Raw genomic sequence first — 12,279 nt, forward strand, 5'->3', positions numbered from 1 at the left:
CAATCCGTCGGCGACGACCTCGCCGGCACACTTGGACAAACCCGCGGAACCGAAATTTGCGCCTTGTCCAGGCGTGGCCGGCAAGGTCAATATCGGCGCATGAGAGACGAAGACAGCAGTCCCCGGTTCCGCATCCGCCTCGTGTTCGGCCCGGACGAAATGATGGGCCCCGGCAAGGCCGAGTTGCTGGAACGCATTCAGCGCACCGGATCGATAGCGGCCGCGGGCCGTGAGATGGGCATGAGCTACAAGCGGGCCTGGCAACTAGTGGAAACACTCAATGCCATGTTCCGCTCTCCCCTCGTGGAACGCAGCCGCGGCGGCGCAAAAGGCGGTGGGGCGCAGATTACCGAGACCGGCCTCGCCGTTCTCGAGGAGTATCGCGCGATTGAACTGAAGGCGCGTGCCGCCGGAGACCCGCACATTGAAAAACTGAAGACCCTGCTAAGCGATATTCCCGACGGAATATAACGCTTGCCTTTTGGCAGCTTCGCCTGCGATATTCCCGAAGAAACATATCGCAATTTTGAGGAACCAGCTGCATGTCCAATTCCAGTCTCTTCGCCTGCTTGCGCTCTTTGGCTGGTGCGGCCTTTCTTGCAGGCCTTGCGGCTCAGCCAACCACTGCGGCAGCAGGGGAAGTCACCGTTTTTGCCGCAGCAAGCCTGGCGGACGCCCTGGAAGAGATCGAACAGCGTTTCGAAGCAGCCACCGGACACGATCTGGTGATATCACTTGCGGGCTCTTCGGCGCTGGCGCGGCAGATCCAGCAGGGAGCACCGGTGGACATCTTCATCTCGGCGAATCCGGACTGGATGGATGTTCTGGAAAAGGACAGGCTGCTGGAGGCCGGCACCCGGTTCGACCTGTTGAACAATTCCCTCGTCCTGATTGCACATGGCCGTGAAGCAAAGCCACTCGATATTTCGGCCGATCTGAACCTCCCCGAAATCCTGGGCGACAACCGTCTTGCGATGGCTTTGGTCGACGCGGTTCCCGCAGGCATTTACGGCAAGGCAGCCCTGCAAAGCCTCGGGCTGTGGGACGAGGCGGAACCACGTGTAGCGCAGTCGGACAATGTTCGTTCCGCGCTTGCGCTGGTGGCAACGGGTGAAGCGCCCTACGGCATTGTCTATGCCACGGACGCCGTGGCAGAGGACAATGTGACTGTCGTTGGAACCTTTCCGGCAGAAAGCCATCCGCCGATTGTGTATCCGGTGGCGGATCTGGCCAATCGGGACACACCCGCGGAAGAAGAGTTTCTAGCCTATCTCCAGGGCCCCGACGCGCGCGAAGCCTTCGAACGTCAGGGTTTCGTCGTGCTCGACCGCTAGGTCTTCAAGCCGGTCAACGCAGGAACCTCAAATCGCCGAACACGTGAGCAGGCCGGACGAAACGCCTCTGCGCCATCACCTTGCGCTGAAGAATGCAAATTCCCGCAAGCTTCTCCGGCCTCTCCCCTTGAAGCCCTTCCCCGCCCCTCGTAAAAGGGGGCAAATGAAACGGATTGAGGCCTCAGATGCTCGGCAAGATGTTCAAATCCCTTTTCGGCTCTTCCGGAGACGGCAACAAAGGCGCCTCGAAGGCAACGACGGTGGACTATGACGGTTACCTGATCGTCGCTCAGCCCCAGCTGTCGAACGGCCAATGGCAGGTCAGCGGCCGGATTGAAAAGCAGGTTGGCGAGACAACCAAGGTGCATACCTTCATTCGTGCAGACACGCTGCCGGACGAGGAAGCTGCGGCCAACGAGATGATCCGCAAGGCCAAATTGATGATTGACCAGGTCGGCGATAGCATATTCGATTGAGCAAGGACCGGATCTTCACCGGAAATGAATAGTCATGGCGCTGCCGGGAACCCGTATCCCGGGCCGAAAGCGCCGGGTTCAGCCCGAAATCCGAAAGCCGACATGAAACGAAATATTGTCCTGAGCCTGCCCAATCTCCTCACCTATGGGCGCATTTTGGCGGTTCCTGCGGTTGCGGTCTGTTTTTATTTCGAAGGCAACACAGCCCGCTGGGTTGCGCTTGCGCTGTTCGTTCTGGCAGCGATCACCGATTTCTTCGATGGCTACCTGGCGCGGGCCTGGCAACAGCAGTCCGCGCTCGGGCGCATGCTCGACCCGATTGCAGACAAGCTGCTGGTGTCCGTCAGTCTGCTGATGCTGGCCGGTGACGGAACCATCTACGGCTGGACCATGATCGCGGCAATCATCATCCTGTGCAGGGAAATCCTGGTCTCGGGACTGCGCGAATTTCTGGCCGAACTGCAGGTCAGCGTTCCCGTTACCAAGCTTGCCAAGTGGAAGACCACCGTCCAGTTGATCGCTGTCGCCTTTCTGCTTGCAGGCCCGGCGGGCGACACCGTGTTCGCCTATACGACGCAAACAGGCCTCGTGGCACTTTGGCTCGCCGCCCTGCTTACCCTATATACAGGGTACGATTATTTCCGGGCCGGCATCGGCCATCTGATAACGGAATAGGCGCCTTCATACCGGCCCTGACCGCACACCACCTGGAGGTTTCATGAACATCCGCTATTTCGCCTGGGTCCGTGAACGGGTCGGCGTCGAAGAGGAAACCATCGAGGTTCCGGCATCGGTTGCGACAGTTGCTGATCTGATCTCGCATCTGAAGACACTCGACGACAATCACGCCGCCGCGTTCGAGGAAGAAGACGCCATTCGCGTCGCACTTGACCAGATGCATGTGGAAACCGACGCTGCGCTTGGCGATGCCCGGGAAGTCGCTTTCTTTCCGCCCATGACAGGCGGCTGAACGATGGCCACAACCCCGCTTGTCCGCGTCCAGGCAGAAGACTTCGACCTGCAGGCCGAAAGCCTTCGTCTTACAGAAGGACGCAAGGACGTCGGTGCGCTGGTGACCTTCACAGGTCTGTGCCGGGATGAAGCCGGAACCCTGGCGGCACTGGAACTGGAACACTACCCCGGCATGGCCGAAGCCGAATTGACCCGGATTGCCGGAGAAGCGGCAGAGCGCTGGCCGCTGACAGGCCTCACCGTGATCCACCGCTTCGGCAAGATCGCACCAGGGCATAACATCGTTCTGGTGATCGCTGCCTCTTCCCACCGCCGGGCCGCGTTCGAGGCTGCCGACTTCCTGATGGACTACCTGAAAACCCGCGCCCCCTTCTGGAAGAAGGAACACCCTGCGGAAGGCGGCACCGGAGCCTGGGTGGAAGCGAAAACCGAAGACGACACGGACGCCGCACGCTGGACCTGAGCTGCACAAGCGAATAGTCTGCTATTGATTCAAGGCCGCTCTGCCGCTTCTTTCCCATTCTCAAGCTTTGCGGCTGCCCCGGCAGCCCACCCATTTGAATTGGTCCGACCCCGTGAAACACGACAGTGAACCCTCCGGCACAGCCGCCGCAACGCCGGCGGCAGAAAAGGGTGCTTCAGGCTCTTCTTCAGAAGTTCTGCGCGAGCCAGGCATTCCCTTTGCCGAGTTTGTCGCCATCATCGCCATGATCATGGCGCTGAATGCCATGGCCATCGACGTCATGCTGCCGGCCCTGCCCGCGATTGGCGATGCACTCAACATCGTTGAGGAGAACAACCGCCAGCTTGTGCTCCTGTCCTATCTGGTGGGTTTTGGTGGGGCGCAGCTCTTCTTCGGCCCGGTAACAGATGCACTGGGGCGGCGCGGCATCCTGGTCGGCGGCCTTGCGCTTTACAGCCTTGCCAGTATCGGCGCCATCTTCGCGATGGATCTCGACACGCTTTTGATCGCGCGCGTCCTTCAGGGCATCGGCTGTGCGGCTGCCCGCGTCACGGCGCTTTCCGTCGTGCGCGATTGCTACACCGGCAGGCGCATGGGCAAGGTCATGTCACTGGTGATGATGGTCTTCATGGCCGTTCCCGTGGTCGCGCCCTCCATCGGCCAGGCAGTTCTCCTGATTGCCGGCTGGCACTGGATCTTCGCGCTTCTGCTCATTTACGGCGTTGCGATGATGATCTGGTCCGCCCTCAGGATGCCGGAAACCCTGGCGGTCGAAAACCGCCGCCCGATGGAAGTCTCCACCATCGTCAGTGCCTATATGACGGCTCTGACCACCCGCGTGAGCCTTGGATACACGGTCGGCACCGCATTCATTTTCGGCGGCCTGTTCTCGTTCCTGGCCATGTCGCAGCAGATCTTTGTCGACATTTTCGGCCTTGGGACGCTGTTCCCGATCGTCTTTGCTGCCATTGCCATCACCATGGCCGGTGCGTCCTTCACCAACGCGCAGCTGGTGGAAGCCATCGGCATGCGGCGGCTCTCCCATGGGGCAGCGGTCGTCTACACCGCGCTCGGGTTTATCGTGTGGCTTCTGGCGTTTCTAGGTTTGGAGAACTTCTGGGCGTTCATGATACTGGCAACGCTGATCATGACCAGCTTCGGCTTCCTGGGCGCGAATTTCAATGCCATGGCCATGGAACCGCTCGGCGCCATCGCCGGAACCGCTTCCTCCGTCATCGGCACCATTTCGACGCTTGGCGGCGCGATCCTGGGGTACATCATGGGGCAGCTTTTCGATGGCACGACCCAGCCCCTTGGCCTCGCCTACACAGTCTATGGACTTTGCGCCATCGGCTGCATTCTCTACGCCGAGCGTGGCCGCATGTTCCACGCCATGCACGACAAGCAGTCCCAGGACTGAGAATGAAATGTTGATGTCGGCGCTTCACGCGCCGACATCAATTGCGATTTTTCCGATGAAGGCTTTTTCCAGGAACTTTTCCTGCGCGGCACGCAGCTCGCGCAAGGGATAGGTTTCAGCAACCACCGGCCGGATCTCGCCCGCTTCGATGTAGCTCACAAGGTCCTGAAAGACGTTGTCCGGCTGATAGGTGCTTCCAAGAAGCATCAGATCACGCAGGTAGAGCGTCCGAAGATCCAGTTCGACAATTGGCCCGGCTATCGCACCCGATGTGACGTAGCGCCCTCTGTTGCAAAGCGCATCGATCAGCTTGCCCCAGGAAGGGCCGCCAACGAGATCCAGCACAACGTCAAAGGACTGTTGGAGCGGAACCGCGTCCCGATCCAGTGTGTCGTCGGCTCCAAGAAGCCGCAAGTCGGCTGCTTTTTCCCGGCTGGTAACCGCCGTGACATGCGCCCCCCGGCGCTTGGCAAGCTGAATCGCCGCAGAGCCGACCCCGCCGGACGCCCCTGTGATCAGCACACGCTCAGCCTTGACACCAGCGCGCTGCATCATTCCTTCAGCCGTGGAAAAGGCGCAGGGAAACGAAGCCAGTTCGACGTCGCTCAGACGGGAGTTTATCGCAAGCGCATCGTGAGATCTTGCCGTCGCGTATTGTGCAAATCCACCGTTGCTCTCTGACCCGAAGGTCCAGATTGCAGGTTCCTGGCCATCTGCTTCGACGGATTGAAGCGCCCGCACCAGAACCCGTTCGCCAATCCGGCTCGCCGGGACGCCGTCGCCAACCGCAACGATTTCACCACAACAATCAGCGCCCTGAATATGCGGGAAGGTCAAAGGCTTGCCGGACCAACTGCCATCCGCTCCGGTGTCGGCCAAATATCCGTCAGCCGCGCCGGAGGCGGTGTCGCCACGCACGGCCTTGGAGTACCACCCCGTTCGGGTGTTCACATCGGTATTGTTGACCGACGACGCACCGACACGGATCAGAACCTCGTTCTTTCCGGGCACGGGAACCGGCAGGTCTGTCCTCCAGACCAGCTTCTCAAGTCCGCCGTGCCCCGTCAGCACGACACCGCTCATCTTTTCGGGGATCGCCATATGCTTTCCTTTGGTAGAATGATCGTTCTACTTGCCACGTGTAGAACGATCATTCTACATAGTCAAGCATGACCGACACCATGACCAGGATCGCTTCGGGACTTGAGCAGGCATTTGCCGAAAACGGCTTTGCCTCACCAAGCGTGGGAGATTTGAGAGATGCGGCGGGCGTAAGCCTTCGCACACTGTACAAATACCTGCCGTCGCGGGAAGACATGGTCTACGCGGCCCTGGAGCATCGGCACCGGCGCTACCTGAAACTGGTGTTTGGCGACTTGCCGGCCGATCCGGAACAAGCTCTTGGTAAAATCCTCGACCGGGTCGCCAGCTGGATGGAAACCGAAACCACGAGGGGCTGCCTGTTCCATGCCGCTGTGGCATCTGCTCCCCATGACGAGAAGCTGTTTGATCTCCTGAAGGAACACAAGACACAGGTGGCCGACCGCGCCGCCAGCGCAACGGGGCTTGCGGGCTGTGAAATCGAACTCTCGCTTCTTCTGGAAGGTCTGACGCAGACCTGGCCGCTTCATGGCGACCGGTCGGTGGAACGCGCCAAGTTACTCGGCAAGCTCCTTTTGACGGCGCATTCCGACATAACCGCAAAATAAAAGGCGGGCCAATGCCCGCCTTTCTGGTCCTTGCCGTGCGGCAGTTCTATCAGCCTGCTGCGGCCTGCAGGGCCGGAGTTTGCGGACGCACAGCGGCATCATAGTCCTGCATCAGGGTCTTGATGATATCGCCGACCTGATAGGTATTTCCGGCAATCTCGGAAACCGGCGTCACTTCAGCGGCCGTTCCGGTAACGAAGCACTGTTCGAATTCCGGCAGCTCTTCCGGCATGATCACGCGCTCGACAACCTCGATACCGCGGTCGCGTGCCAGACCGATCACCGTCTGGCGGGTAATGCCGTTCAGGAAGCAGTCGGGCGTCGGCGTATGGATCTTGCCGTCCTTGACGAAGAACACGTTGGCGCCGGTCGCCTCGGCCACCTGGCCGCGCCAGTCCAGCATCAGCGCATCGGTGTAGCCCTTGGCTTCCGCGGCATGCTTGGAGATGGTGCAGATCATGTAGAGACCGGCGGCCTTCGCCTTGAACGGTGCCGTTGCAGGCGCCGGACGGCGATATTCGGCCATATCCAGGCGAATGCCCTTCAGGCGCTCTTCCGGCTTGAAGTAGCTCGGCCATTCCCAGGTGGCGATCGCCAGGTGAATGGTGTTGTGCTGAGCCGAAATACCCATCATCTCGCTACCGCGCCAGGCGACGGGGCGGATATAGGCATCGGTCAGGTTCATGCGCGCCAGGGTTTCTTCCTTGGCAGCGTTGATCTGTTCAGCAGTGTACGGGATCTCGAAACCGAGCATGCGCGCCGATGCAAGCAGGCGCTCCGTATGCTCTTCGGACTTGAAGATCCGGCCGCCATAAGCACGCTCACCTTCGAACACGCTGCTGCCGTAGTGCAGTCCGTGGCTGAGAACATGCAGTTTGGCTTCCGACCAAGGCACGAAAGTGCCGTCGTACCAGATATCACCACTGAGCTGATCAAAAGGCGTTCCAGCCATTTTTCATCTCCCGCTCGCTCTATGAGCGTTGTTTTGTTTTCTCTTTAACAGAGGCAAATGACGCCAAAGACTTGCGCCTTTTTTACCGCTGTATTTTTTGCACAGCACGCCAACTATCGGTATCCTGATGGCCGCGGCGACGATGATAGGATTCGTTTATCATCTGATGCGTGAAAATGCATCAAAAAGACCGATCATTTCGTTCGCGACCGGATAGAAGTAACAATCGACCAGAATTAAGTCAATATGACTGACGTAAATTTCAAACCGGACCAACCGCCCCTCAGACGGGATACGGACGGGGTTCGGCCCAGGCAGCCCGAAGGGGACGATACGGATGGCGCCAACGCGCTGTCCTACGACCTTATCGAGCTTCTTTTTTTCGCATATCGCGACTTCACCGGTGACCCGGATGACGTACTGGCCAAGTACGAGTTCGGCCGCGCACACCACCGTGTTCTGCATTTTGTGGATCGCAATCCGGGCATCATGGTCACTGACCTGCTCGGCATTCTCCGGATCACGAAGCAGAGCCTTGGCCGGGTGCTCAAGCAACTGGTGGACGCCGGCATCATCGAGCAGCGCGAAGGCCATCACGACAGGCGGCAGAGACTGCTCTATACCACCGAACGCGGACACGCCCTTGCTGTGGACCTTACCAGCCTGCAGCAAAAGCGCCTTGAACGCGCCCTAATTGGATTGCCAGATGGCAGCGACGAAATTATCCGCAGGTTTCTGCTCCGAATGATCGATCCCGAAGCGCGGCCTCAGATCCTGCAGCTGATACGCAGTCTCTACGATCTGAAGGATTGACCGGCAGAGGTCACAAAAGGACGACAAAGCCGACATGAATGCCCAGGTGCCTGACGACAACGCCAACCACATTCTCCTGGTCGACGACGACAAGCGCATCAGGGACCTTCTGTCCAGGTTGCTCAAGGAGAACGGCTATCGTGTGACCGCCGCCGCCCATGCGGCCGAAGCCCGTACGTGCCTGTCCGGGCTGGAGTTCGACCTGATCATCCTCGATGTCATGATGCCGGGTGAGACCGGTCTGGAACTTGCCGTTTCCCTGCGCCAGGACTCTTCCGTCCCGATCCTGATGCTCACCGCACGCTCCGAGGCCCCGGACCGGATCGCCGGACTGGAAGCCGGTGTTGATGATTACCTTTCCAAGCCGTTCGAACCGCGGGAACTGATGCTGCGCATTGCCGCGATCCTGCGTCGTGGCAACCAGCAGCCGGTCATTGTCAGCGAAGAGATCCGCTTCGGCCCGTTTTCGTTCAATTCTTCCCGGGGTGAACTCAAGAACGGCGAGGCCATGGTGCGCCTGACGGACAGGGAAAAGCAGATCCTGTCGATATTTGCCGAGCAACCGGGCGCGACCGTTCCTCGCCACAAGATCGTCGGTGATGATAGCGGCCTGGGTGAGCGGACGGTCGACGTCCAGATCAACCGGCTGCGCCGCAAGATCGAAACGGATCCGGGAAACCCGATCTACCTGCAGACGGTGCGCGGCATCGGATACAGGCTCGCGTGCGACTGAGCCGGAAACAAATGGCGAGACTCGACAGCTTCTTCCGGCGCGTTCCCCTGACGGTTCCCCTGAAACCGCTGATGGCGGTCTATCGTCAGGTCGCCAGGCTCATGTACCGGGTCATGCCGAAGGGCCTGTTCACCCGGACCTTCCTGATTATTGTCGCCCCCATCGTGATCCTGCAGTCGGTGCTCGTCTTCGTGTTCATGGAGAGGCACTACCAGCTTGTTTCGCGCAGGATGTCGGAAGCCGTGGTGCGCGAAATTGCAGCCGTGGTCTATGTTCTGGAGAACTATCCGCAGGATCCGGACTACGCCAACATCGAGGAACTCGCCTCGCGGGCGCTCGGCATGTCCATGACGGTGACACCGCTTGAACCCTTGCCCCCTCCGACGCCCAAACCTTTCTTCGACGTCATCGACCAGGAACTGAGCCAGGCGATCGGGCAGCGCATTGGCAAACCGTTCTGGATCGATACGGTCGGCCGGTCCCGCTTCGTCGAAATCCGCATCCAGTTGAAGGATTCCATCCTGCGCGTCTTCACAAGGCGCAGCCAGACCTACGCCTCCAACTCGCACATCTTCCTGGTCTGGATGTTCTCCACGTCGCTGGTTCTGGTGATCATCGCCCTGTTGTTCCTGCGCAATCAGATCCGCCCGATCGTGCGCCTTGCCAATGCGGCTGAGGCCTTCGGCAGGGGCCGGCCGGTGGAAAACTTTCGGGCCAGCGGCGCACGCGAAGTTCGCCAGGCGAGCCTTGCGTTCATCGACATGCGACGGCGCATCGAACGGCAGATCGAGCAGCGTACCACCATGCTTGCAGGTGTCAGCCACGATCTCAGGACCATTCTGACGCGTCTCAGACTGCAGCTCGCGTTCCTCGGCGGCTCGCCGGAAAGCGAGGCGATGCGCAAGGATGTCGACGAGATGAGCCACATGCTCGAGGATTATCTGGCCTTCGCCAGCGGCGATGGCGACGAGGACATCCAGAAGACCGACCTGTCGCTGCTTCTGGAGGAACTGGAAGAAGAAGCGGAGATCTCGGGCCACGATGTTAGGACCCGGTTCGAAGGTTTCCCGGAAGTCGAGATCCGGCGCCTGTCGATGAAGCGCTGCCTCTCCAACCTGGTCACCAACGGCTGCAAGTACGGCAACCGAGTGGAAGTACTCGGCCGGGTCGACAGAGGCTGGATCACCATCACCGTCGACGACGACGGCCCGGGCATTCCCGAAGACCAGCGCGAGATTGCCTTCAGGGCCTTCCACCGGCTGGATTTGGCTCGCAACATGGATGAAACCGGCAGCGGCCTCGGCCTTGCCATCGCCCGTGACATTGCCCGTGCCCATGGCGGCGACCTCTATCTCGAAGACAGCCCAATGGGCGGCTTGCGGGCACGGCTGCGTATCCCGGCATAGGAAAACTTTACTTTCCAGGCAGGAATTCGCCGCCATACTGGCCGTGAGACTTGCCTTTTCAGCCACCAGTTTGTTTCATTTGAAAGTCTTTCAAGGTGATTGAACACAATCGCCACCCAATTTCCGGTTGACTGGGCAAACATCAATTTTCTACCAAATGGCTTGCTGGTTCTTGCCCCCGTTTTCCACCAGCCGAGCGCATTCCGATGAGACGGGGACTTGAGGAATGCACCATGCCTGAAATTCTGCTGAAAAATGCCGAAACCGTCCTCACGATGGATGACGACCGCCGGGAACTGTCAGCCGTCGACATTCGTCTGCGTGATGGCGTGATTGCGGAAATCGGCAAAGACCTGGAGACCTCCGGCGAAACGCTGTCCGCTCGTGGCTGCGTCGTGACACCCGGCCTTGTGAACACGCACCATCATCTCTACCAGAGCTTGACCAGAGCCGTTCCCGGTGGCCAGGACGCCCTACTTTTCGGATGGCTGCAGACCCTTTACCCGATCTGGTCCCGCTTCGGCCCGGAGGAAATGTTCGTTTCCGCGCAAACCGGACTTGCCGAACTGGCACTTTCCGGATGCACGCTCAGCTCCGATCATCTCTACCTCTATCCCAACGGGTCGCGGCTGGATGACACCATCGCCGCCGCAAGAGAGATCGGCCTTCGCTTTCACCCGACCCGTGGCGCCATGAGTATTGGCGAAAGCGACGGCGGCCTTCCGCCCGACAGCCTTGTTGAACGGGAAGCCAGCATTCTGGAAGATTCCATTCGCGTCGTAGACGCCTTTCACGACCCGTCAGAAGGCGCAATGGTTCGTGTCGGCCTTGCCCCTTGCTCACCCTTCTCGGTCAGCCGGGACCTGATGCGCGATGCGGCTCTGTTGGCTCGCGACAAGAAGGTTATGCTTCATACCCATCTTGCGGAAAACGATGAGGACATTTCCTACTCGCAGGAAAAATTCGGCTGCCGACCGGGTCAATACGCCGAGGATCTCGGCTGGACCGGGCCGGATGTCTGGCACGCCCATTGCGTCAAACTGGATGATCGGGAAATCCGGTTGTTCGCCGGCAGCGGCACCGGCGTTGCCCATTGCCCCTGCTCCAACTGCCGGCTTGGCAGCGGCATTGCCCCTGTTCGCGCAATGCGCGACGCCCGGGTGAAGGTTGGCCTTGGTGTTGACGGTTCGGCCAGCAACGATGCCGGCAACCTGGTCCTGGAAGCGCGCCAGTCGATGCTGCTGCAACGGGTGGCCAACGGTGCGGATGCCATGTCTGCCCGCGAAGCCCTGGAAATCGCGACGCGTGGCGGAGCCGATGTGCTCAACCGGCCGGACTGCGGCCGGCTTGCCCTCGGCAAACGTGCAGATATCGCACTGTGGGATGTTTCCGGCATAGAAAGCGCGGGCAGCTGGGATCCGGCGGCCCTGCTGCTCGCCGGCCCGACACGCGTCAAACACCTGTTCGTGGAAGGTCGTCAGGTCGTCAACGACGGTCAGATCACCACGATCGACCTGCCGAGGGTGATCGAACGCCAGAACCGGCTTGCGCGAAATCTGCAACCCTGAAACGAGCTTGTCCCTGGAGACGGGGCCAGGCGCGCCGGATCAGTAAAGCCGACCGCCGATCGGAACGTCCTTGGTCGGCGACAACAGCACCACTTCGCCATCAGCATCCGGAACGCCGAGTGTTAGCACTTCGGACATGACGGGGCCAATCTGGCGCGGCGGGAAGTTGACCACCGCCATCACCAGCTTTCCGACCAGGGTTTCCGGCGTGTAGTGTTTGGTGATCTGTGCAGAGGTTTTCTTGATGCCGATTTCCGGACCGAAATCGATCTGCATCTTGTAGGCAGGCTTGCGTGCTTCGGGAAATTCCTCGGCCTTGATAACGCGGCCGACACGCACATCCACTTTCAGGAAATCGTCAAAACTGATCTGATCGCTCACGAAAACATTCCTTTTGTTCCGCGAGCGACCATGGACGGTCAGATGACTGTTC

General features: G+C 59.9%; 15 protein-coding genes. 12 read left to right on the top strand and 3 right to left on the bottom strand.

Annotated elements, in window-relative coordinates; all coding sequences use genetic code 11:
• Nucleotides 1–99 precede the first annotated feature (99 nt).
• From Q666_RS60450 to Q666_RS60480, 7 genes are all read left to right on the top strand, one after another.
• Nucleotides 100–471, top strand: coding sequence for a winged helix-turn-helix domain-containing protein (locus Q666_RS60450; RefSeq protein ID WP_022998062.1), 372 nt, complete (start codon nucleotides 100–102; stop codon nucleotides 469–471).
• A 71-nt stretch (nucleotides 472–542) separates the two neighbouring features.
• The gene (gene modA, locus Q666_RS60455; protein WP_022998063.1) at nucleotides 543–1,334 is read left to right on the top strand and encodes a molybdate ABC transporter substrate-binding protein; all 792 of its coding nucleotides are present in this window, start codon (nucleotides 543–545) and stop codon (nucleotides 1,332–1,334) included.
• A 185-nt stretch (nucleotides 1,335–1,519) separates the two neighbouring features.
• Nucleotides 1,520–1,810: an HlyU family transcriptional regulator gene (locus Q666_RS60460; protein ID WP_022998064.1), complete on the top strand. Its 291-nt coding sequence runs from the start codon at nucleotides 1,520–1,522 to the stop codon at nucleotides 1,808–1,810.
• 102 nt (nucleotides 1,811–1,912) lie between these two features.
• Nucleotides 1,913–2,485, top strand: a complete 573-nt coding sequence (pgsA, locus tag Q666_RS60465; RefSeq protein ID WP_022998065.1) for a CDP-diacylglycerol--glycerol-3-phosphate 3-phosphatidyltransferase — start codon at nucleotides 1,913–1,915, stop codon at nucleotides 2,483–2,485.
• Between the two features lie 43 nt (nucleotides 2,486–2,528).
• Nucleotides 2,529–2,780, top strand: coding sequence for a molybdopterin converting factor subunit 1 (moaD, locus tag Q666_RS60470; protein ID WP_022998066.1), 252 nt, complete (start codon nucleotides 2,529–2,531; stop codon nucleotides 2,778–2,780).
• Between the two features lie 3 nt (nucleotides 2,781–2,783).
• Nucleotides 2,784–3,245 carry a molybdenum cofactor biosynthesis protein MoaE gene (locus Q666_RS60475; RefSeq protein WP_022998067.1) on the top strand — a complete coding sequence of 154 codons (462 nt, stop codon included), beginning with the start codon at nucleotides 2,784–2,786 and terminating at the stop codon, nucleotides 3,243–3,245.
• 196 nt (nucleotides 3,246–3,441) lie between these two features.
• The gene (locus Q666_RS60480) at nucleotides 3,442–4,665 is read left to right on the top strand and encodes a multidrug effflux MFS transporter (protein ID WP_228866656.1); all 1,224 of its coding nucleotides are present in this window, start codon (nucleotides 3,442–3,444) and stop codon (nucleotides 4,663–4,665) included.
• A gap of 24 nt (nucleotides 4,666–4,689) precedes the next feature.
• Here Q666_RS60480 and Q666_RS60485 read toward each other — a convergent pair whose 3' ends face one another.
• Nucleotides 4,690–5,766, bottom strand: coding sequence for an alcohol dehydrogenase family protein (locus Q666_RS60485; protein WP_022998069.1), 1,077 nt, complete (start codon nucleotides 5,764–5,766; stop codon nucleotides 4,690–4,692).
• Nucleotides 5,767–5,846: 80 nt separating this feature from the next.
• Here Q666_RS60485 and Q666_RS60490 point away from each other — a divergent pair, with 80 nt between their 5' ends.
• Nucleotides 5,847–6,374: a TetR/AcrR family transcriptional regulator gene (locus Q666_RS60490; RefSeq protein ID WP_031268248.1), complete on the top strand. Its 528-nt coding sequence runs from the start codon at nucleotides 5,847–5,849 to the stop codon at nucleotides 6,372–6,374.
• A 49-nt stretch (nucleotides 6,375–6,423) separates the two neighbouring features.
• Here Q666_RS60490 and Q666_RS60495 read toward each other — a convergent pair whose 3' ends face one another.
• The gene (locus Q666_RS60495; RefSeq protein WP_022998071.1) at nucleotides 6,424–7,326 is read right to left on the bottom strand and encodes a branched-chain amino acid aminotransferase; all 903 of its coding nucleotides are present in this window, start codon (nucleotides 7,324–7,326) and stop codon (nucleotides 6,424–6,426) included.
• A 246-nt stretch (nucleotides 7,327–7,572) separates the two neighbouring features.
• Between Q666_RS60495 and Q666_RS60500 the strand changes: the two genes are divergently transcribed.
• The 4 genes from Q666_RS60500 (at nucleotide 7,573) to Q666_RS60515 (ending at nucleotide 11,846) form a co-directional block, all read left to right on the top strand.
• Nucleotides 7,573–8,139 (top strand): MarR family winged helix-turn-helix transcriptional regulator, encoded by a 567-nt coding sequence (locus Q666_RS60500; protein WP_022998073.1) that lies wholly within the window; start codon nucleotides 7,573–7,575, stop codon nucleotides 8,137–8,139.
• A gap of 34 nt (nucleotides 8,140–8,173) precedes the next feature.
• Complete coding sequence (locus Q666_RS60505; protein WP_022998074.1) at nucleotides 8,174–8,872, top strand: response regulator transcription factor; 699 nt, start codon at nucleotides 8,174–8,176, stop codon at nucleotides 8,870–8,872.
• 71 nt (nucleotides 8,873–8,943) lie between these two features.
• Complete coding sequence (locus Q666_RS60510; RefSeq protein WP_208993787.1) at nucleotides 8,944–10,278, top strand: ATP-binding protein; 1,335 nt, start codon at nucleotides 8,944–8,946, stop codon at nucleotides 10,276–10,278.
• Nucleotides 10,279–10,511: 233 nt separating this feature from the next.
• On the top strand, nucleotides 10,512–11,846 hold the full coding sequence (locus Q666_RS60515) for an 8-oxoguanine deaminase (protein WP_022998076.1): 1,335 nt from the start codon (nucleotides 10,512–10,514) through the stop codon (nucleotides 11,844–11,846).
• A 39-nt stretch (nucleotides 11,847–11,885) separates the two neighbouring features.
• Here Q666_RS60515 and Q666_RS60520 read toward each other — a convergent pair whose 3' ends face one another.
• Nucleotides 11,886–12,227, bottom strand: a complete 342-nt coding sequence (locus Q666_RS60520; protein WP_022998077.1) for a tRNA-binding protein — start codon at nucleotides 12,225–12,227, stop codon at nucleotides 11,886–11,888.
• Nucleotides 12,228–12,279: the final 52 nt, after the last annotated feature.

Source organism: Labrenzia sp. C1B70, from assembly GCF_000475395.1.
GTDB lineage: Bacteria > Pseudomonadota > Alphaproteobacteria > Rhizobiales > Stappiaceae > Roseibium > Roseibium algicola.